At 66.5% G+C, this 18547-nt stretch carries 17 protein-coding genes; 11 read left to right on the plus strand and 6 right to left on the minus strand.

Going from position 1 to position 18547, the window contains the following annotated elements:
- Positions 1 to 4: 4 nt before the first annotated feature.
- The 4 genes from IB236_RS16535 (at position 5) to IB236_RS16550 (ending at position 4179) form a co-directional block, all read left to right on the plus strand.
- Positions 5 to 412, plus strand: coding sequence for an FKBP-type peptidyl-prolyl cis-trans isomerase (locus tag IB236_RS16535; RefSeq protein ID WP_116749684.1), 408 nt, complete (start codon positions 5 to 7; stop codon positions 410 to 412).
- A 4-nt stretch (positions 413 to 416) separates the two neighbouring features.
- Positions 417 to 1460 carry a MerR family transcriptional regulator gene (locus tag IB236_RS16540; protein ID WP_116749683.1) on the plus strand — a complete coding sequence of 348 codons (1044 nt, stop codon included), beginning with the start codon at positions 417 to 419 and terminating at the stop codon, positions 1458 to 1460.
- A gap of 78 nt (positions 1461 to 1538) precedes the next feature.
- A complete protein-coding gene (locus IB236_RS16545; RefSeq protein WP_192421490.1) occupies positions 1539 to 2819 on the plus strand; it encodes an acyltransferase family protein in 1281 nt (426 codons plus the stop codon).
- Positions 2809 to 4179: an MFS transporter gene (locus IB236_RS16550; protein WP_225581196.1), complete on the plus strand. Its 1371-nt coding sequence runs from the start codon at positions 2809 to 2811 to the stop codon at positions 4177 to 4179. The genes IB236_RS16545 and IB236_RS16550 overlap by 11 nt, the downstream gene beginning before the upstream one ends.
- A 65-nt stretch (positions 4180 to 4244) precedes the next feature.
- On the opposite strand, the gene IB236_RS16555 is transcribed toward IB236_RS16550, so the two are convergent.
- On the minus strand, positions 4245 to 4901 hold the full coding sequence (locus IB236_RS16555; RefSeq protein ID WP_146871067.1) for an NAD(P)H-dependent oxidoreductase: 657 nt from the start codon (positions 4899 to 4901) through the stop codon (positions 4245 to 4247).
- A 249-nt stretch (positions 4902 to 5150) separates the two neighbouring features.
- On the opposite strand from IB236_RS16555, the gene IB236_RS16560 reads away from it, so the two are divergent.
- Both IB236_RS16560 and IB236_RS16565 read left to right on the plus strand, forming a co-directional pair.
- A complete protein-coding gene (locus tag IB236_RS16560; RefSeq protein ID WP_192421491.1) occupies positions 5151 to 7352 on the plus strand; it encodes an ATP-binding protein in 2202 nt (733 codons plus the stop codon).
- A complete protein-coding gene (locus IB236_RS16565) occupies positions 7339 to 8001 on the plus strand; it encodes an RluA family pseudouridine synthase (RefSeq protein ID WP_121943077.1) in 663 nt (220 codons plus the stop codon). The genes IB236_RS16560 and IB236_RS16565 overlap by 14 nt, the downstream gene beginning before the upstream one ends.
- A gap of 72 nt (positions 8002 to 8073) precedes the next feature.
- Here the strand turns inward: IB236_RS16565 and IB236_RS16570 are convergent, their stop codons facing one another.
- Positions 8074 to 8979: an EamA family transporter gene (locus IB236_RS16570; protein WP_192421492.1), complete on the minus strand. Its 906-nt coding sequence runs from the start codon at positions 8977 to 8979 to the stop codon at positions 8074 to 8076.
- Positions 8980 to 9054: 75 nt separating this feature from the next.
- On the opposite strand from IB236_RS16570, the gene IB236_RS16575 reads away from it, so the two are divergent.
- From IB236_RS16575 to IB236_RS16590, 4 genes are all read left to right on the plus strand, one after another.
- Positions 9055 to 9570, plus strand: a complete 516-nt coding sequence (locus tag IB236_RS16575) for a MarR family winged helix-turn-helix transcriptional regulator (protein WP_192421493.1) — start codon at positions 9055 to 9057, stop codon at positions 9568 to 9570.
- Positions 9571 to 9609: 39 nt separating this feature from the next.
- Positions 9610 to 10371: an SDR family NAD(P)-dependent oxidoreductase gene (locus IB236_RS16580; protein ID WP_121943079.1), complete on the plus strand. Its 762-nt coding sequence runs from the start codon at positions 9610 to 9612 to the stop codon at positions 10369 to 10371.
- A gap of 91 nt (positions 10372 to 10462) precedes the next feature.
- A complete protein-coding gene (gene bktB / locus IB236_RS16585; RefSeq protein ID WP_056746178.1) occupies positions 10463 to 11647 on the plus strand; it encodes a beta-ketothiolase BktB in 1185 nt (394 codons plus the stop codon).
- A 188-nt stretch (positions 11648 to 11835) separates the two neighbouring features.
- A complete protein-coding gene (locus tag IB236_RS16590) occupies positions 11836 to 12819 on the plus strand; it encodes a tripartite tricarboxylate transporter substrate binding protein (protein WP_146871072.1) in 984 nt (327 codons plus the stop codon).
- Positions 12820 to 12887: 68 nt separating this feature from the next.
- On the opposite strand, the gene IB236_RS16595 is transcribed toward IB236_RS16590, so the two are convergent.
- The 4 genes from IB236_RS16595 to IB236_RS24520 all read right to left on the minus strand — a co-directional run bounded on the left by IB236_RS16595 (position 12888) and on the right by IB236_RS24520 (position 18007).
- Positions 12888 to 13325: a universal stress protein gene (locus IB236_RS16595; protein WP_099730067.1), complete on the minus strand. Its 438-nt coding sequence runs from the start codon at positions 13323 to 13325 to the stop codon at positions 12888 to 12890.
- Positions 13326 to 13448: 123 nt separating this feature from the next.
- Positions 13449 to 14228, minus strand: a complete 780-nt coding sequence (locus IB236_RS16600) for a 2OG-Fe dioxygenase family protein (RefSeq protein ID WP_146871073.1) — start codon at positions 14226 to 14228, stop codon at positions 13449 to 13451.
- 122 nt (positions 14229 to 14350) lie between these two features.
- A complete protein-coding gene (locus IB236_RS16605; RefSeq protein ID WP_056067657.1) occupies positions 14351 to 14842 on the minus strand; it encodes a hypothetical protein in 492 nt (163 codons plus the stop codon).
- Between the two features lie 204 nt (positions 14843 to 15046).
- The gene (locus tag IB236_RS24520; protein ID WP_370539926.1) at positions 15047 to 18007 is read right to left on the minus strand and encodes an EAL domain-containing protein; all 2961 of its coding nucleotides are present in this window, start codon (positions 18005 to 18007) and stop codon (positions 15047 to 15049) included.
- Positions 18008 to 18130: 123 nt separating this feature from the next.
- Here IB236_RS24520 and IB236_RS16615 point away from each other — a divergent pair, with 123 nt between their 5' ends.
- A complete protein-coding gene (locus IB236_RS16615; RefSeq protein WP_056067655.1) occupies positions 18131 to 18505 on the plus strand; it encodes a PilZ domain-containing protein in 375 nt (124 codons plus the stop codon).
- The last annotated feature ends 42 nt before the right edge of the window (positions 18506 to 18547 follow it).

Below are 18547 nucleotides of genomic sequence, written 5' to 3' on the forward strand. Positions count from 1 at the left end.
TCCTTTGCGAAACCTGTTGTGCCTTCTGCTCGCCACCGCTGTGATCGCCCCCGCCGCCATGGCCCAGACCTCCAAACCCGTCACCACGGCCAGCGGCCTGGTCTATGAATCGCTCAAGGACGGCACGGGCGAATCGCCCAAGGCCACCGACACGGTCAAGGTGCATTACAAGGGCACGTTCCTCGACGGCAAGGAGTTCGACAGCTCCTACAAACGCGGCGAACCCACCTCGTTCCCACTCAATGGCGTGATCCCTTGCTGGACCGAAGGCGTGCAGCGCATGAAGCCGGGCGGCAAGGCCAAGCTGACTTGTCCCCCCGGCATTGCCTACGGTGCCCGGGGTGCAGGTGGCGTCATTCCCCCTAACGCCACGCTGAATTTCGAGATCGAGCTGATCTCCGTGGGCCGCTGACCCCATGCTGCTGAAGGTCGGTGACCTCGCGCGGCGCACCGGCCTCACGGTGCGCACATTGCACCACTATGACGAGGTGGGGCTGCTCAAGCCTTCGGGCCGATCGGACGCGGGGTACCGCCTGTACAGCCAGGCCGACGTGCAGCGGCTGCATGGCATCCAGACCATGCGCCAGATGGGCCTGGCGCTTAGCGACATTGCCGAGCTGCTGGCGGGCGAAGGGGTGGCTCCCCAGCGCATCATCGGCCAGCAGATCCGGGCGCTGGACCAGCAGATCACCCAAGCCACAGAACTGCGCGGGCGCCTGACCATGCTGCGCGACGGCCTCATGGCGGGTGCTGAGCCTGACATGGGCAATTGGCTCGAGGCGCTAGCGCTGATGACCACCTACGGCAAATACTTCAGCACCACCGAACTCAAGCAGATCTTCACCAACTGGAGCCTGATCGAGGCCGACTGGCTCGTTGTCAAAGACCTGGTGCGCAGCGCCATGGACCGCCAGCTACCTCCCGATGCGCCCGAGGTGCAGGCACTGGCCTACCGCTGGATGGCGCTGATGCTGCACTGGATGGGGGGCGACCTGGACCTGCTGGACCGCTGGGGCCACATGTTTCGCACCGAGCCCAGCGCGCAGGGGCGCAACCACGCACCGCCCGGCGACATGATCGAATACGTGGAAACCGCCATCAAGCTGCGGCTGGCGCTGCTGGAGAAGTACCTGACCCGCGACGACCTGCGCACGCTGGGCCATGTGCCGCACACCGCGTGGGCGGCACTGGAACGTGACGTGCAACAGTTGCTGGACCGCCAAATCCCCACTAACCACACCGACGCAGCGGCTGCGGCCCTGCGCTGGAACACGCTGTTCGACCAGCTGACCCGCGGCGATGCGCAATTGCGCAAAAAGCTGCTCACAGCGTCGGCCAACGAGCCGCTGCTGCAGGCGGGCTCGCCGCTGAGCGCGCCCGTGCGCGCCTACCTGCAGGCGGCGCTCGCGCTGGCCACACCCACTCCCGCCATGGCTGCGACAGTCGCTGCGCGCCGCTGAGACACTCACACCGTCTGCAAAAAAACCACTGAAAAGTGCTTGACCCTCACGCAACGTGAGGCCCCACAGTCGGTCCCCATGAACGGATCGACACCCTCTTCCAGCCCCTCCGCCCCCACCCGGCGGTTGCACGCCCTGGACAACCTGCGCGCCACCATGATGTGGGTGGGCATCGTGCTGCATGTCTCGGTGCTCTACATGAGCCGGCCGTCGCCCCTGCCCTGGCACGACGACCGGTCCAGCCCGCTGGCGGACCTGCTGGTGGCGGTGATCCATGCCTTTCGCATGCCCTTGTTCTTCATCCTCGCCGGGTTCTTTGTAGCGGCGCTGGTCCAACGCCAGGGGCTGGCTGGCATGGTGCGCAACCGCCTGCGCCGTCTCGGTCTGCCTTTTGCGCTGTTCTGGCCGCCGCTGTTCGTGGCCTGTGCGCTGCTCGGGCTGATGTTCCTGCACCGCATGGCCTATGGCACCTGGGGTGTAGACCGCAGCCTGCTGCCCCGAGGCCCCAACGTGCCCCAGGGCCCAGCCACCATGCACCTGTGGTTCTTGTGGATGCTGCTGTGGCTGGCGCTGCTGACGCCCGTGGCGTGGAGGGCGGTACGCGCATTGCCCGCAGGGCTGCAGCAGGCCCTGCAACGCGGTGCCCTCTGGCTCGGCGGCACACCTGCGGGCCTGCTGATGCTCACGCTGCCCCTGGCGTGGATTGGCGCGGGCTACGACCACGGCATCGTCACGCCCAGCGGGTCCTTCCTGCCACCGCTGGCGGAATGGATACACAACGGGCTGTTCTACGGCTTTGGCCTGTGCCTGCACGTGCACCGCAAGGCGCTCATGGCGCGCTACGAACGGCACTGGCCTGCGCTGGCCGGCTTGGGGCTGGTGGGCTTTCTGGTCACTGCACTGCTTTCGGAAGTACTGGCTCAGCCCGAGGCATCGGCCTTTGTGCTGGTGCTGGTCACCGGGGCGTTTACCGATCTGCTGGCCGCACCCGTATCGGCCACGCGCCACCTGCAGTTCTGGATGGCCCTGGCCTACAACAGCGCGTCGTGGCTCTGGAGCTTTGCGCTGATCGGGCTGTTTCTGCGCCATGTCGGCCAGCCCCGCGCCTGGCTGGCCTACCTGGCCGACAGCTCGTACTGGGTGTACTTGGTGCACCTGCCACTCACGATCGGCCTGGGTGCGTTGCTGTACGGCCTGCCCGTTCCGACCCTGGCCAAGATGCTGATCAACGTGCTGGCCACGACCGCCCTGTGCCTGGCCAGTTACCACCTTTGCGTGCGTTTTACCGCTGTGGGCCGCTTGCTCACGGGGCGCACGCACACCCGTCATTCTTTGGGAGACCTCGTTCATGCGACCTGACACCTCACCCCGTCCTGCCCAGCCACCCGGCGCAGGCCCTGCAATCCCACCCGCAGACCCGCGCGCCGCGCTGCTGCAGGACCCCAACTTCCGCTGGATGATTGGCGGCTCTGCCCTGTCCATGCTGGGCGACCAGTTCACGCTGATCGCACTGCCCTGGCTGGTGCTGCAGATGACCGGCGACACGCTGGTGCTGGGCACCGTGCTGGCCCTCATCAGCGTGCCGCGCGCATTGTTCATCCTCATCGGCGGCGCGCTGGTAGACCGCCATTCGCCCAAGCAAGTGCTGATGATCACCAAATACGTCAACCTGGTGCTGCTGGCGGCGCTGGCGGGGCTGGTGTTTGCGGGCACGCTGTCGTTGTGGATGGTGTACGCGCTGTCGCTGGGCATTGGGCTCGCCACGGCCTTCAGCATTCCGGCGGGCACGGCCATGATGCCGTCGGTGGTGGCACGCCCCCAGCTGCAGGCCGCCAACGGCATCAGCCTGGGCCTGCGGCAGCTGACGATGTTCCTGGGGCCCTTGCTCGCGGGGCTGTTGATTGCACTGTTTGGCGCCGGTGGCGCAGCCCAAGCCGCCGCGGATGCGCCAGCACATGCCAACGCCACTGGCATCGGCATCGCCTTCGCGCTGGATGCGCTGAGCTTCGCCGTGTCGGCCTGGACGCTGTCCAAGGTGCAGACGCGTGCGGGCCTTGCGGACCTTTCCGCCCCCACGGCCGCGCCACAGGCGGTGCTCGCATCGGTGGTGCAAGGCCTCGGTCACTTCTGGCGTGACAACGAGCTGCGCACCTGCTTTTTGTACTGGAGCGCCATTGCCCTGTTCATCATGGGTCCCATCCATATCGCCATTCCGGTGCTGGCCAGCAGCAGCCCGCAGCTCGGTGCCGCCGCCTTCGGCATCATCGTGGGCGCCCATGGTGCGGGCACGCTGCTGGGCATGGTGGTGTCGGGCATGGTGCCCCGGCTGCGGTTCGGCAGCCTGGGCATGACCATTCTGGCGTTCGACGCCATCATTGGCGCGCTGTTCATGCCACTGGGCCTGATCACCGCCGTGTGGCAAGGCGCGGCGCTGATGCTGGTCATCGGACTGCTCGGCGGCTTCATGCAGGTGAGCGTGTTCACCTGGATCCAGCACCGGGTCCCCCCCGCCCTGCTGGGCCGCGCGATGAGCCTGTTCATGTTCATCTTCATGGGCCTTGCGCCGATCTCTGCCGCCGTGACGGGCTGGGTGATGAAGAGCATCACGCTCACCCAGCTGTTCGCGGCCAGCGGCGGAACGCTGGTGGTGCTGGCGGCACTGGCCTTTGTGCTCACACCCATGCGCCGCGTGACGGACGCAGCGCCCGCCACACGCTGAGGCTCCCCGCGCAAAAAAGGCTGGACCACTGTCCAGCCTTTTTTTTGTGCCTGAGGAGGAGATCCTCAGACTTCGGTCACGAACTGCTCGCGGGGGCGGCGCACCTTCTTCAGGCTCACCAGCCAGTCGCCTTCGTCGGCGCGGTAGCCCAGCGGCAAGATGGCGACGCTGCGCAGGCCGCGTGCCCGCAGGCCCAGGATTTCATCCAGCGCGTTGGGGTCGAAGCCTTCCATGGGTGTCGAGTCCACTTCTTCGAAGGCCGCAGCGATCAGGGCTGCGCTCATGCCGATGTAGGCCTGGCGGGCTGCGTGCTGGAAGTTCACTTCGGCATCGCGCTGGGGGTAGCTGCTGAGCAGCATCTGGCGGTAGTTTTCCCAGCCTTCGTTCTTGAAGCCACGCTGGTCATTGGTCAGGTCGAACATCATGTTGATGCGGTCGGCCGTGTAGTTGTCCCATGCCGCAAACACCAGCAGGTGCGAGCCGTCTGTGATCTGGGCCTGGTTCCAGGCGATGGGCTGGATCTTGGCGCGCACAGCGGGGTCGGTCACCACGATGATCTCGAACGGCTGCAGGCCGCTGGAGGTGGGCGCCAGGCGGGCGGCTTCCAAAATGCGCTCCACCTTCTCTTGCGGCACCTTCTTGGCGGGGTTCATCTTCTTGGCGGCGTAGCGCCATTGCAGCTTGTTCAGCAGGGGTTGGGCGAGAGTGGTGTCTGTGGTCATGGCAGCGTCCTGAAAGAAGTTGTGAATCAAGGGATGTATCGATGGTGGAACTGTAGGCACCCCACGGTGGTTCGGTAAGCCCTGCCAAAGAAACGGATTGTTCGCAATTCATCAACAATCGACCCACAAGCGCTTTGCAACCGCGCTCTGTTGATGCTGCCGCCATCGCGTGGTGCCACATGGGCAGGCGTACACTTGACAAAGCCTGGGCGAGCGCCCGGGCACGCACCCGGCTGATCGCGCCCCTTCATGAGTGAACCCGACCTGTCTTTTCTGGACCCTGCAGGCCGCCAGCCAGCAGCCGCAGAGCACATGCCTCGCCCGCCTGTCCCCCACTCCCGCACGCCCGGCGCTTCGGCAGAGGGCCTGGTGGCCGAACTGCGTGCCTACCAGGCCGAACTGGAAAACCAGAACAAGGTGCTGCGCTACAGCCAGGCCGTGGCTGAGAGCGCGTACGAACGCTTCGAAACCCTGTTTGCCAGCGTGCCGCTGGCCCTCATGGTGGTGGACGACCACGACATGGTGGTGCAGGCCAACTCCATGGCACACCGCTCTTTCCAGCCCACCGAGCGCGACCGGCCACTGACCGCGCTGATGCCTTTTGTGTGCCCGCAAGACGGCGCGCGCGTGCGCGAAGCCTTTGCCCAGGCGCACGACCTGGGGCACAGCGAGGTCAAGGAGGTGGTGTTCACCATCAGCAGTGCCACGCGCATCACTGGCGACCTGCACATTGCCCACATCGATGCACCGCAGACCAGCGGGCCGCCGCTGTCGCAGTTTTTGTGCGCGGTGATCGACCAGGGCCCGCTGCTGGCCGAGCGCCAGGCCTTGCAGCACAGTGCCGAGACCCTGCAGCAGCGCAATGAGCAGATCCGCGCCAGCGAAAAGCGGCTGGAGGCCGTCATCAACTCCGCACTGGACGCCATCATCTGCGTGGACCAGCACCAGCGCATCACCGTCTTCAACCCCACGGCGGCCGCGCTGTTCCAGTGCAGCGCCAGCGACGCGCTGGGCAGCACGCTCGACCGTTTTTTGCCCGACGCTGCACAGGCGCTGGCATTTGCCCAGCTCACCACGCAGGCCCTGCTGGGCGAGATGACGGCCCTCACCGCCAGCGGCAAGGAGCTGGCCGTGGAGGTGAGCGTGTCGTTCGAGCGCCATGCCGACGGCGAAACCACCACCGTGTTTGCCCGCGACCTCACCGGCCGCAAGAAGGCCGAGGCACACCGCAACGAGCTGGAAGCCCAGCTGCGCGAGTCGCACAAGATGCAGGCCGTGGGCACCATGGCCGGGGGCATCGCGCACGACTTCAACAACATCCTGGGCGCCATTCTGGGCAATGTGGAGCTGGCCAAGGCCGACTGCGCAGCAGGCTCGCCCGTGCTGGAGAGCCTGCTGGAGATCGACAAGGCCGGCCGCCGCGCGCGCGACCTGGTGCGCCAGATCCTCACCTTCAGCCGCAACGAGCCCCCGCAGCGCTCGGCCGTCTCGCTAGCCGAGGTGGTGCACGACACCGAGCGCCTGCTGCGCGTGACCTTGCCTCCGGCGATCGAGCTGCACATGCAACTGCAGGCGGGCCTGCCGCCCGTGCTGGCCGATGCTACGCAGGTCGAGCAGGCCCTGCTCAACCTGTGCACCAACGCCGTCCATGCCATTGGCACCGAGCGCGGCAGCATCCATGTGGAGGCCGCCACCGTGCAGCCTGACCAGCGCCTGACCGAGCGCCTGGGCCTCGCGCCCATCGACTACGTGGCCCTGACAGTGCGCGACACCGGCCCCGGCATGGACGCAGCCACGCTGGAGCGCATCTTCGAGCCCTTCTTCACCACCAAGCCCGTGGGCCAGGGCACCGGCCTGGGCCTCGCGGTGGTGCATGGCGTGATGCGCACACACGAAGGCGGGGTGGATGTGCAAAGCGCGCCGGGCCAGGGCAGCCGGTTCACGCTGTACTTTCCGGTCGCCACCGATGCGACTGCTGGTGCGCAGCCCAGCCCCGCCGCGCAGGCCGTGCCACTGGCCGCCGCAACGTCTGCACCGGAGCCTGCCGAACCACCCGGCGGTGCGCCTGGCAAGAAGCACCATGTGATGTACGTGGACGACGACCAGGCCCTGGTCTTCCTGGTGCAGCGCCTGCTGCGCCGCCGGGGCTACGAGGTGAGCGGCTATACCGACCCGCACGAGGCCACGGCTGCGTTGCGGGCAGCACCGCAGGCCTATGACCTGCTGGTCACCGACTACAACATGCCCGGCTTCTGTGGCGTGGACCTGGTGCGCGAGGCCCGCCTCATCCGCCCCGACCTGCCCGTGGCCCTGGCCTCGGGTTACGTCACGGCCGAGATCGAACAGGCGGCGCTTGCCGAAGGCGCGCAAGCCCTGATCCACAAACCCAATGACGTGGAAGAACTTTGCGCCACCGTGCAGCGGCTGATCGTGGGCCATGACCCTGCCTGAACCCGTGGCAGATGGCGTACAGGCGCTGCACGAAGACGACGACCTGCTGGTGCTGTGCAAACCCTCCGGGCTGCTGTGTGTGCCCGGCCGGGGCCCCGACAAGCAAGACTGCCTGAGCGCCCGCGCGCAGCAGCGCTGGCCCGGCGCGCTCATCGTGCACCGGCTGGACCAGGCGACCTCGGGCCTGGTGCTCATGGCGCGCCACATCGACGCACAGCGGCGCCTGGGCCACGCCTTTGCCGAGCGCCAGGTGCACAAGCGCTACCAGGCGGTGGTGCAAGGGCTGCTGGGCACAGCGGGCGGCGACTGGAGCGAGATCGACCTGCCCATTGCCGCCGACTGGGAGCGCCGCCCGCTGCGTGTCATCGACCACGCCGTGGGCAAACCCAGCCTGACCCACTGGCGTGCACTGGCGCAAGACGCTACGGCGCAGACCACGCGCATTGAGCTGGAACCCATCACCGGCCGCACCCACCAGTTGCGCGTGCACCTGGCCGCCATCGGCCACGCCATCCTGGGCGACGGACTGTATGCCGATGCCGCCACGCAGGCACAAGCCCCGCGCCTGCTGCTGCATGCCAGTCACCTGGCCTTTGCGCACCCCACCACCGGGGAGCAGGTAGCGCTGGAGTGGGCGGCCGATTTCTAGCCAAATGGCCCGCTAGCGCTAGTGGAACATGCACCAATCGCTATCCATTCAATAGCAAACAGTAGTTGCTGATCAGCGCCCGCCCGGCGGCACGGCGCGCGACATGGCCCACTGCACGGCCAGGATGCTCGCCAGCACCACCAGCATGCCCACCAGCGATACCCCTGTCATGGCCTGCCCCAGCAGCGCCCAGCCCAGCAGCACCGCCGTCACCGGGCTCAGCAGCCCCAGCGACGACACCGCCACCGACGGCAGGCGCGCAATGCCACGGAACCACAGCGCATAGGCCACCAGCGCGCCCGCCAGGCTGAGGTACAGATAACCCGCGATGTGGGTGGGGGTGAGTGCGGGCAAAGGCGGGTCCACCGCCCAGGCCACCGGCGCCAGCATCACGCCGCCTGCCAACAACTGCCAGCCAGTAAACGCCAGCACCGGCAAGTCAGACCGCCAGCGCCGCGACCAGAACGTGCCCGCTGCCATGCACAGCGTGCCCACCAGCGCGGCAGCCACGCCCACCATGTCCCAGCGCGCACCGGGTGACAGCAGCAGCGCCGCCATGCCCAGCACACCCAGCGCCCCGGCCGCCAGCGCCAGTGCGGGCGGGCGCCGGTGGTCCAGCGCCCAGGTCAGGCCCATCACCACCAGCGGGCCCACGGCGCCCACCACCGCAGCCACGCCACCGGGCAACCGGTAGGCCGCCACAAACAGCAGCGCCTGGAACACGCCAATGTTCAGCGCCGCCAGCACCATCAGGCGCCGCCACCCCACCCAGTCGCCCCAGGCCGGCCAGCGGCGGCACCACAGCACCAGCAGCAAGCCCGCGGGCAAGGTGCGCAGCAGTGCGGCGGTGAAGGGCCGGTCGGGCGGCAGCAGCTCGGTGGTGACGATGTAGGTCGAGCCCCAGATGACCGGTCCGAGCGCTGTGGTGATCGCATCCAGCCAGGTTGAGGAACTTGCAGAAGCACGTGAAGCAGCCATATATTTATCTTCAAATCAAGACAAAAACTCTACCATACAATCTCGAATTTAAGACAAATCAACCACCACAAGCCCATGGCCACCCCACGCCAACCCGACGCCGTCGACGCCATCCTGGCCCAGTGGAAGTGCGAGCGCCCCGACCTGGACGCGAGCCCCATGGGCCCCATCGGGCGCATCAAGCGCTGCGCCGCGCTGCTGGAGCGGCGGCTGGATGAAACCTTTGCCGAATTCGGCCTGAGCCGCTGGGAGTTCGACATGCTGGCCACGCTGCGCCGCAGTGGCGCGCCCTACTGCCTGGCGCCGACCACGCTGTTCTCCACGCTCATGGTCACGTCGGGCACCATGACGCACCGCATGGCCAAGCTCGAAGCCCAGGGCTGGATCGAGCGCCTGCCCAACCCGGCCGATGCCCGCAGCTCGCTCGTGCAGCTCACGCCCCAGGGGCTGGAGCTGATCGACCGCGCCGTGGAAGCCCATGTGGCCAACGAACACCGCATCCTTTCCGACCTCAAGGCGGCCGATCTGGCCGCGCTGGATGCGCGGCTGGCCCTGCTGCTGTCCGCTTTGGAGTCACGCAGAGGCCAGTGAAGACACCCGGCCCTGTGTACTGCGCAGTAACATGGCGGGATGCCTCAAAACCACCTCTACATCCTCACCGGCGCATCGCGCGGCATGGGCCTTGCCATGGCCCAGCAGCTCTTGCGCAGCGGCAATACCCTGATCTGCATCGCCCGCAGCGCCAACGATGACCTGACCGCCGAGGCCCGGGCCGCAGGCGTCGCCATCGAACAGTGGCAGCAAGACCTATCGCAGGGCGAGCAGGCGGCCCACAAGCTGCAAGCCTGGCTGCAGGCCCAGGGCCCGCAGGCGTTTGCCAGCGCTACCCTCATCAACAACGCGGGCATGATCCCGCGCATCGCCCCGCTGTCGGCCAGCGACGCGGAAGACCTGGCCACCGCCCTGCGCGTGGGGCTGGAGGCGCCCATGCAGCTCACCGCTGCTTTCCTGGGCGCGACGGACACCTGGACCGTGCCACGCAAGGTGCTCAACATCTCCTCGGGCCTCGGCCGCCGGGCCATGGCCTCGCAGGCCGCGTACTGCGCCGCCAAGGCGGGCATGGACCATTTCACCCGCTGCGTGGCGCTGGACGAGGCCATCAAGCCCCATGGGGCCAAGGTATGCTCACTGGCGCCCGGTGTGATCGACACCGACATGCAGGTCCAGCTGCGCGGCGCCGACCCGGCTGCCTTCCCGGACCGCCAGAATTTCGCCAACCTCAAGACGGGTGGCCAGCTCACATCGCCTTCCGACGCCGCCACCCGCGTGCTCGCCTGGCTGGAGCGCGCAGACTTCGGCACCAACCCGGTGGCCGATGTGCGCGAGGCGTGAGCCCGATTACTCCTATTTTGATAGCTGCAACTGCATGATTCACTAGCGCTTGCAGCCATTTTGACCTGAATTTCTCTGAAAGGACCTCCCCATGACCCGTGAAGTCGTCGTCGTCAGCGCAGTGCGCACCGCCATTGGCACCTTTGGTGGCAGCCTCAAGGACGTGCCCCCCACCGAACTGGGCGCACTCGTCGTGCGCGAATCGCTTGCCCGCGCCAACGTGGAAGGCAAGGACGTGGGCCACGTAGTGTTCGGCCATGTGGTCAACACAGAGCCCAAGGACATGTACCTGTCACGCGTGGCAGCCATCCACGGCGGCTGCGGCGAAGGCACGCCCGCCTACAACGTCAACCGCCTGTGCGGGTCGGGCCTGCAGGCCATCGTGAACGCCAGCCAGTCCATCCTGCTGGGGGACACCGACGTGGCCATCGGCGCCGGTGCCGAGAACATGAGCCGCGTGCCCTTTGCCAGCCTGAACATGCGCTGGGGCGCCCGCATGGGCGACACCAAGATGGTGGACATGATGATCGGCGCGCTGCACGACCCCTTCCACAACATCCACATGGGTGTGACGGCCGAAAACATCGCCGCCAAGTGGGGCATCAGCCGCGAAGATCAGGACAAGCTGGCGGTCGAGAGCCACAACCGCGCCGAGCGCGCCACGCAGGCCGGTGTGTTCAAGGACCAGATCGTGCCCGTCACCCTGAAGAGCAAGAAGGGCGACGTGTTGTACGCCACCGACGAGCACTTCCGCCCCGGCGCCACGATGGACGACCTGGCCAAGCTCAAGCCCGTTTTCATCAAGGAAAACGGCACGGTCACCGCTGGCAACGCCTCCGGCATCAACGACGCCGCCGCCGCCGTAGTGCTGATGGAAGCCGGTGCCGCCAAGGCCCGTGGCGCCAAGCCCCTGGCCCGCCTGGTGGCCTACGCCCACGCGGGCGTAGACCCCAAGTACATGGGCATCGGCCCCGTGCCCGCCACGCAGCTGGCGCTGAAGAAGGCCGGGCTCACCGTGGCCGATCTGGATGTGATCGAAGCCAACGAGGCTTTTGCCGCCCAGGCCTGCGCCGTGACCAAGGATCTGGGCCTGGACCCGGCCAAGGTCAACCCCAACGGCTCGGGCATCTCGCTGGGTCACCCCATCGGCGCCACCGGTGCGCTCATCACCGTCAAGGCCATCCATGAGCTGCAACGCATTCAGGGCCGCTATGCGCTGGTGACGATGTGCATTGGCGGCGGCCAGGGCATTGCGGCGATTTTTGAGCGCCTCTGACCTGCACGCGGGTGCGCACACTGCCATCGCCACCTGCGATGCTGCCACCTGCTATTGGCAACGCGAGCGCCACAGTCGATCAGCGATCATTGGCGCCCGCTGCCCCAGATCAGCCGGGCAACCGCAGCCGCACCCAGCGGCCTGGCGGCGGCCCGCACACCACTGAACCGATGGAGACACCTCTCACCATGATGCGCACCCTGCTTTCCTTCACCGCCCTCGCCTTCGCGCTGGGCACCACGGCCCACGCCCAGGCGCCTGCGCCCGCTGCGGCATACCCCGCCAAGCCCATCCGCCTGATCGTGCCCTTCCCGCCCGGCGGCGGCACCGACATCCTGTCGCGCCTGGTGGCCACCAAGCTCACCGAAAGCGCCAAGTGGACCGTGGTGGCCGACAACCGCGCCGGCGCAGGCGGCACCATCGGCATTGGCGAGGCCGTCAAGGCTGCGCCCACGGGCTATGACCTGGTCATGGGCCAGAAAGACAACCTGGTGATCGGCCCCTGGCTGTACAAAAACCTGCCCTGGGACCCCACCAAGGACCTGACCGCCGTGGCCCATGTGGCCTACACGCCTGTGGTCATTGCCACCAGCGCGAACTCCAAGTTCAAGACGCTGGCCGACGTGGTGGCTGCTGCCAAGGCAGCGCCCGGCACCATCACCTACGGGTCGCCCGGCAACGGCACCTCGATCCATCTGGCAGGCGACCTGTTCGAAAAGGCTGCGGGTATCAAGCTCAGCCACATCCCGTACAAGGGCTCCAACCCTGCGCTGATGGACGCGCTGTCGGGCAACGTGGACCTGCTCATGTCCTCGGTGCCATCGGCCATGGCCCAGATCAAGTCGGGCAAGCTGCGCCCGCTGGCCGTGACATCGGCCAAGCGCAGCTCGTCCATGCCCGAAGTACCCACCGTGTCCGAGTCGGGCTTCAAGGACTTTGATGTGAGCACCTGGTACGGCGTGTTTGCGCCCGCAGGTACGCCGGCCACCGTGGTGAACGTCGTCAACGCAGAAATCAACAAACTGCTGGCCACCCCGGAAATGAAGGCCGCCATCCACGCCCAGGGCGCCGAGCCCGAGGCCATGTCGACCGCTCAGTTCAACACCCTGCTCAAGACCGACTACGCCAAGTGGAAGGGCATTGTGGAAGCCTCCGGCGCAAAGATTGAGTGACCCCCTGAGGCGCTTGCTGCAATAAAAAACGGCTCCGAAAGGAGCCGTTTTGCATGGGGCAAAAACAATCAGTCCCGCACCACCAACACGGGGATGTGCACCACACCCAGCACACGCTGCGTAACGCTGCCCAGCACCAGCTTTTCCAGGCCACGGCGGCCATGCGAGCCCATCACGATGAGGTCGGCGCCTGTGCTCTCCAGCGCGCGCAGGATGCCGTCGTGCACCGCATGCCCCTCGCCCACCACGGTGGTGACCTGCACACCCGCATCGGCCATGGCCTTCTTGGTGGCGTCCAGCGCGGCATTGGCCTCGGCTGTGGCGGCGCTGATGTATTGCGCCTGGCCGTAAGCAAAGTCGGCGCCAACGCCGGTGAAGGGATAGGGGTCGATCACGTACACCGCCGTGACGGCGCTGCCAAAGGTCTTGGCCAGGCCTGCGGCCTTGGACACGGCCAGCATCGAGGTCTTGGAACCGTCGACAGGAACCAGAATGTGTTTGAACATGGTGCTACTCCTTGAATGAGGGGTGGGACCAGGCTTGTGGCCTGACCATGGGCGACAGTGTGAACCGCCACCATACCCCGCATCTTGATTCGCATCAAATCGGATGCACTTCTGCCGCAGTGTTCAGGCCCCGGACGGCGCCAGCCCCACCACGTCCGCGCCCTGGAAGTTTCCACGGCGGCAGGTCACCACCAGGGTGTCGCGGTAGCCTCCGTCCGTGAGCGGCTGGATGGGCGTGGACTCGTGGATCATGCGCGCGTCGTCGAGCAGCAGCAGAGACCACGGCTGGGTCAGCGTAAAGCGCTGCCCGGCTGGGCCGTTGGCCTCGAACACCCGCGTCTCACCACCCTTGACGCCCTCGCGCCCCACCAAAAAAACCGCAACCAGATCCACCCCGTCGCGGTGGGCACCTTCGGGTGTGGGGCGGCCGATGCCGTCGGTGGTGTCGATGCGGAACTGGTGCGCCTCTACAAACCAGGGCACCGGTGCCTGCGGCCCGGCAAACACGGCGTCCGACACGCCCGCCAGCGCGGCCAGCAATTGCTGCCACACGGGCTGCGCCACGGTGGCGGGCTCCATGGGGGCAAACCAGCGCTCCATGCCGCCGTGCAGCGCGTTGTACTCCACGGGCTGCCAGTGGGCACGGTGCGGCACCTGCTCCATCCGGCCCTCCTGCAGCACAAAGCAGGCGTGGCGACGGCGGCGGTAGCGGCCACCGTCCTTCAGGAATTCATCGGGCGGCAAGGCTGCCCAGTCGCTGTTGAGGGCCAGCAGCGCCGACAGGTCAGCGCCTACCCATTCGGCAACGGCCTCAGGGCTGAGCACGGCAAAGCCGCTGCTTTGCAGCTGGCTGGCGACGTCAGCCGGTGTAGTGAAAGGGGGAGAAAAGGAGACTTGGGCCATAGAGGCCCGAGCTTAACCGCAGCCGCCACCACAGGTTCTGCGATGGCGCAAACAGGGTGGGTGCAGTGTGGGGGCCGCATCCGGATCCACGCAACCGGCCAGCCCCCGTGGTCGCAAGCCGCTCAGTCCCGGTTGCCATGGCCCTTGCCACGGCCTTCACCCTTGCCATGCCCGCGATCATGGTCACGGTCGTGTTTGCCGCCGCGTCCACGGTCGTCATCCCAGCGATGGTCATCGCGCCCGCGCGGACCCTGGTACGGGTTGCCACGGCGTGGGGGCGGCTCCTGCACAAAGTACACCGGCTGGCTGCAGGCGTTGTAGCGAGCGCAGTGTTTGCCCCAGTTCTTGGCATGGCCGGGCGGCACATACAGATAAATGGGCGCACGCGGCACCACCACAGCAGGGCGCTGGATGATGACAGGCTCTGCGTAAATCAGCGGTGGCGGCGGTGCATTGCCAATGTTGATGCGGCCATACACGCCGGGTGCCAGTTCGCCCCCCACGGTGGCATTGACGTAGGCCTGCGCATGCGCGCCGCCCGCCAGGCCGAGAAGCGCGGCCGCAGCCGCACCCGAAACAAGAAGACGGATCGTGGGAAACATGGTGTTTTTCATGGAAAGCTCCTGCTGACTGCCACGCCGTGCACACAAACAGTGCGTGCACAGGGAGGGCGGCCCCGTGTGAGTCACAAGGCTTCCTGTACCTTACACCTTTCAGACGCTACAAAATGTCAGCCAATGGCGACAGTTGTTGGCGCGAGATGAGGTACCGCAAGGCCTTGGCTGCCGACGCCTAAGCCCGATATACGTCCACCGGCATCACGACGCCGTTGCACTGGCAGCCGCCTGCAGCAGTGCGTCCGCCGGCCCGGGGCGCCCGAACAGGTAGCCCTGCCAGGTGTGGCAGCCCAGCCCAGCCAGCATGTCGCGTTGCTCCTGGGTTTCGACCCCCTCGGCAATCACCCCCAGGTCCAGGCTCTGGGCCAGGGTCACGATGGTGCGGGCAATGCTGGCGTCATTGGCGTCTGTCAGCAGGTCACGCACAAAGCTTTGGTCGATCTTGAGCTGGTCCAGCGGCAAGCGCTTGAGGTAGCTCAGGCTCGAATAACCCGTGCCAAAGTCGTCCAGCGAGAAGCCCAGGCCCGACGCACGCAGGGTGTCCATGCGCAGGATGGTGTCCTCCACATCGTCCAGCAGCAGGGTCTCGGTCAACTCCAGCTTCAGCCGGTGCGGATTGGCGCCGGTTTCTTCCAGCACGCCCAGCACTTCGTCCACAAAGTGGCTGTGGCGGAACTGCCGTGCGCTCACGTTCACGGCCAAGGTCCAGTGGGCAGTCTGCGGGTCGCGTGCCCACTCCACCAGTTGCAGGCAGGCCGTGCGCAGAATCCACACACCCAGCGGCACGATGAGGCCCGAGGCTTCGGCCACTGGAATGAACTCGGCGGGCGACACCAGCCCGCGCCGCGGATGCTGCCAGCGCACCAACGCCTCGGCGCCCACAATGCCTCGCTGCTGGTGAATCTGTGCCTGATAGTGCAGCAAGAATTGCCCCTCGCGCAGCCCGTCGCGCAAGCCCGCCTCCAGCAGCGTGCGCGCGGTCACATTGGCCTGGGTGCGCGGGTCAAAGAACCGCAAGGTGTTGCGGCCAGCGCCCTTGGCCTGGTACATCGCCATGTCGCCGTGCTTGAGCAATTCGTCCACCGAGCCGCGTGCATCGGCATACAGCGCAATGCCTATGCTGCAAGAACTGTGGTGTGAATGGCCGTCGAGCTGGTAGCTCTGGCTGAGAGCCTGCAGCACCGTGCGCCCCACTGTTTCGGCCTGGGCGGCCGCTTCGTGCGCCTGCGGGCTGAGCCCCTCCAGCAGCACCACAAATTCGTCTCCACCCAAGCGCGCGACGGTGTCGCCCATGCGCACGCAGCCCCCCAGACGCGCGGCGACCTGGCGCAACAGCTGGTCGCCCAGCTCGTGGCCCTGGGTGTCGTTCAGGTCCTTGAAGTTGTCCAGATCCACAAACAGCAACGCACCGCCCGCGCCTGAGCGTGCGCTGGCGGCCAGGCTGTGTTGCAGGCGGTCATTCATCAACCGACGGTTGGGCAGGCCCGTGAGCGGGTCGTAGAAGGCCAGCAGGCGAATTTCTTCTTCGGCAGCCTTGCGGCTGGAGATGTCCGTCTGCGTACCCACGTAATGGGTGATGTCGCCGCGCGGCGAACGCACGGTGGTGATGGTGATCCAGGCCGGATATTCGGTGCCGTCCTTGCGCCGGTTCCATACCTCGCCCTGCCACATGCCGCTGGAGTGCAAGGTGTTCTTCATGGCCGCGTAAAAAGACGCGTCCTGGCGGCCCGAGTGCAGCAGGCGCGGCGTCTGGCCCACCAGCTCGTCCACCGTGTAGCCGGTCAGCCGCGCGTAGGCCTGGTTGGCTTTGAGGATCCTCTGGTCGGGCCCTGTCACGATCATGCCCTCGAACGACTCGAACACCGTGGCAGCAATCTGCAGCGATTCTTCGGCCTTGCTGCGCTCGGTGATGTCGGTCGAGATGCCACACAGCGCATAAATGCTGCCATCCGCGTGGCGCAGCGGAATCTTGATCGACAAAAACGCGCGTGTCTCGCCCGTGGCGGCGGGCGTGTTCACCTCCTCCGCCTCCAGCGTCTCGCCGTCCTCCAGCACCCGGCGGTCATTGGCTCGCAGCCTTTGCGCCGTGGCTGAGTCGAAAAACGCCGCATCGTCATGGCCCAATACCTCGTGCGCCGGCCTGCCAAAGTAATGCAGCGTGTGGTGGTTGGCGTACTGGTAACGGTAGTCCTTGCCCTTGATGTAGATGAACGCGCCAACACTGTCCAAAATGGTGGCGAGCTTTTGCTCGCTGTCCCGCAAGTGGCGCGTACGCTCTTGGACCTGGCGACGCAAGATCGCAACCATCAACGCAGCCAGCAAGCTGAACGCCACCAAGCCCGCAAGCCCCCGCCACACCCAGGGGGAAATCTTTACGCCAGGGTCTTGCCCGCCCCAGTGGCGCATTACCTGGGCATAGGCCGGGTCGGCGCCACTGCGCCAGTTCTCGACGGATCGGTCAATGGCCGCCAACACATCTGCATTGCGGCCGGGGCCGGTCGCAAAGAACAGCGTAGCGGGCTGGAACACAATGCCCGTGTCCACCACGCCATAGCGGGCCGAATGGAAATTGCCGAACAGATGGTTGGAGATGACCGCATCGGCCTCCCCCCGCTGCACCATGGCAAACGCATCTATCAGGCTGGGCGCATCCACCAAAGTCACCTGGATGCCAAAGCTGTCCACCATATTCAGGAATGTGGACCGCTGCACGGAGCCCTTGAGCACCGCGACCCGCTTGCCCTGCAGGTCAAACAACGAGTAGATGGGCGCGCCTGATGTCCGGTAGATCTGCGACCAGCTGTGCAGCACTGGCAGGCGGTGAAAGTCGTACAGGATCTCGCGCTCGGGCGAGCGAGCCACATCGGGCATCAGGTCGAGCCGGCCCTCGCGCAGCGCATCCAGGCAGTCCTGCCAGCTGCAGGGCACATATTTGATGGTCCACTGCTCGCGCGCAGCCACCAATTGCAGCAGATCCACAAAAATGCCTGCGGCCTTGCCGTCGGCATCCACAAACACCTTGGGTTCGTTCGAGTACACGCCCACACGCAGCTCGCGGGGCGCCGCAGCAATGCTGGCGCCAGCCGTCAATACGGCCGCCCACACAATGCCTTTGAGCCACGCGGCACAGCGCCGCACCAGCCAGTTCACGCCAGGTTTCACACCGGACCCCCCAGGTGATGGAGAAACCATGTTAACGAATGCTTGCAAAAACCTCCAAAAATTAACTACCGTGTGCCGGTTGGGGTAGCATGTGCCACACCCCGCCCCGCCCAGGAGACAGCGATGCCCCATGAACGCCGCCACTTCGTCCGCGTTGGTTTTGATGCACCGGCCCTGCTGACCACGGCCACCGACGCATTCAGCGTGCATGTGCTGGATTTGTCGCTCAAGGGCGCGTTGATCATGGTGCCAGCGCAGGCCACGCTGGGGCAAGGCACGTTGTGCCAACTGACCATCCCCCTGGCCGACACGGGCAACCACATCGCCATGTCCACCGAGGTGGCCCACGTGCAAGGCCTGCACACCGGGCTGCTGTGCAAGGGCATTGACCTGGACAGCGTCACCCACCTGCGCCGTCTGATCGAGCTGCAACTGGGCGACCCCGCTCTGCTGGAGCGGGACCTGGGCGAACTGACCATGGCGGGCGCGGCGCACTGACGGCCGCCGCAGGGCTCGTCACCGCCGCCGCAGCGGCCTCTC

The organism is Acidovorax sp. ACV02 (genome assembly GCF_014851475.1).
Classification (GTDB): Bacteria; Pseudomonadota; Gammaproteobacteria; order Burkholderiales; family Burkholderiaceae_C; genus Acidovorax; species Acidovorax delafieldii.

Coding starts and splice junctions, on each gene's coding strand:
- IB236_RS16540 (WP_116749683.1), top strand. CDS start 417: ATGCTGCTGAAGGTCGGTGACCTCGCGCGGCGCACCGGCCTCACGGTG.
- IB236_RS16545 (WP_192421490.1), top strand. CDS start 1,539: ATGAACGGATCGACACCCTCTTCCAGCCCCTCCGCCCCCACCCGGCGG.
- IB236_RS16550 (WP_225581196.1), top strand. CDS start 2,809: ATGCGACCTGACACCTCACCCCGTCCTGCCCAGCCACCCGGCGCAGGC.
- IB236_RS16555 (WP_146871067.1), bottom strand. CDS start 4,901: ATGACCACAGACACCACTCTCGCCCAACCCCTGCTGAACAAGCTGCAA.
- IB236_RS16560 (WP_192421491.1), top strand. CDS start 5,151: ATGAGTGAACCCGACCTGTCTTTTCTGGACCCTGCAGGCCGCCAGCCA.
- IB236_RS16565 (WP_121943077.1), top strand. CDS start 7,339: ATGACCCTGCCTGAACCCGTGGCAGATGGCGTACAGGCGCTGCACGAA.
- IB236_RS16570 (WP_192421492.1), bottom strand. CDS start 8,979: ATGGCTGCTTCACGTGCTTCTGCAAGTTCCTCAACCTGGCTGGATGCG.
- IB236_RS16575 (WP_192421493.1), top strand. CDS start 9,055: ATGGCCACCCCACGCCAACCCGACGCCGTCGACGCCATCCTGGCCCAG.
- IB236_RS16580 (WP_121943079.1), top strand. CDS start 9,610: ATGCCTCAAAACCACCTCTACATCCTCACCGGCGCATCGCGCGGCATG.
- bktB (WP_056746178.1), top strand. CDS start 10,463: ATGACCCGTGAAGTCGTCGTCGTCAGCGCAGTGCGCACCGCCATTGGC.
- IB236_RS16590 (WP_146871072.1), top strand. CDS start 11,836: ATGATGCGCACCCTGCTTTCCTTCACCGCCCTCGCCTTCGCGCTGGGC.
- IB236_RS16595 (WP_099730067.1), bottom strand. CDS start 13,325: ATGTTCAAACACATTCTGGTTCCTGTCGACGGTTCCAAGACCTCGATG.
- IB236_RS16600 (WP_146871073.1), bottom strand. CDS start 14,228: ATGGCCCAAGTCTCCTTTTCTCCCCCTTTCACTACACCGGCTGACGTC.
- IB236_RS16605 (WP_056067657.1), bottom strand. CDS start 14,842: ATGAAAAACACCATGTTTCCCACGATCCGTCTTCTTGTTTCGGGTGCG.
- IB236_RS16615 (WP_056067655.1), top strand. CDS start 18,131: ATGCCCCATGAACGCCGCCACTTCGTCCGCGTTGGTTTTGATGCACCG.